General features: G+C 69.3%; 1 protein-coding gene. It reads left to right on the top strand.

Translation table 11 applies throughout. From position 1 onward, the window contains the following. Positions 1 to 1,101, top strand: a 1,101-nt coding sequence (locus P409_RS34805; protein WP_274519206.1) for a histone deacetylase family protein, incomplete at its 5' end; no start/stop codon positions are given. Between the last annotated feature and the right edge of the window lie 93 nt (positions 1,102 to 1,194).

Here is a 1,194-nt window from a genome sequence, read left to right as displayed (position 1 = left end):
CCCCGTTCCGGCGCCGCGCCGCATCCGCTAGTGTCGCGGCAACACCGAATGAGCAGGGACGCGATGCTGACCATCTATTCCGAGGACCACCGGCTGCAGCACGGCAAGGTGGAGCTGACCGGCGGCCACTTCATCCCGGTGGTGGAGAAGCCGGAGCGCGCCGAGACCATCCTGGCCCGGATCAAGGCGGTCGGCCTGGGCGAGGTGCGGGCGCCGGAGCGTTTCGGCACCGACCCGATCGCCCGGGTGCACGCCCCGCACTTCATCCGCTTCCTGGAGACCGCCTGGGACGAGTGGGCGGCCGCGCATGGCGAGATCGACGCGCTGCCGACCAACTGGGCGGTGCGCAACATGCGCCAGGTCGTGCCCAGTTCGATCGAGGGCAAGCTCGGCTACTATGCCAGCGACTGCGGCACGCCGATCACCGCCGGCACCTGGCGCGCGGCGCTGAGCTCGGTCGACGTCGCCCTGACCGGGGCGAAGCTGGTGGCGGCCGACGGCAAGCCGGTGTTCTCGCTGTGCCGGCCGCCGGGGCACCACGCCTCGACCGACGTCTATTGCGGCTACTGCTTCTTCAACAACGCCGCGGTGGCGGCGCAGTGGTTCCGCGACAACGGCGCCGCCCGGGTGGCGGTGCTGGACATCGACTACCATCACGGCAACGGCACGCAGGAGATCTTCTACGGCCGCGACGACGTGCTGTTCGTGTCGCTGCACGCCGACCCGAACGTCGAGTACCCCTATTATCTCGGCTATGCCGAGGAGCGCGGCGAGGGCGCCGGCGAGGGTTTCAACCTCAACCTGCCGATGCCCTTCGGCACCACCTGGGACCGCTACCGCGAGGCGCTGGATGCCGCCCTGGCCCGGATCCGCGACTACGGCGCCGATGCGGTGGTGCTGTCCTTCGGCGCCGACACCTTCCAGGAGGACCCGATCTCGCAGTTCAAGCTGAACAGCGACGACTTCACCCGGATGGGCGAGATCCTGGGCCGCGGCCTGAGCGTGCCGACGTTGACGGTGATGGAGGGCGGCTACGCCGTCGACGCGCTGGGCGTCAATGTCTCCAACCTGCTGCAGGCGCTGGAGACGTCAGCGCGCTGAGCCGATTGCCTCTCCGGCTTGCGGGATCTTTCCGGAATGCCGGGGGGCCGGCCTATCCTTTTTATCCTCCCCCTCCCCTTGCGGGAGGGGGTA

This window comes from Inquilinus limosus MP06 (assembly GCF_000767795.1).
GTDB lineage: Bacteria > Pseudomonadota > Alphaproteobacteria > DSM-16000 > Inquilinaceae > Inquilinus > Inquilinus limosus_E.
This window is presented reverse-complemented; position numbering and strand designations above follow the sequence as displayed.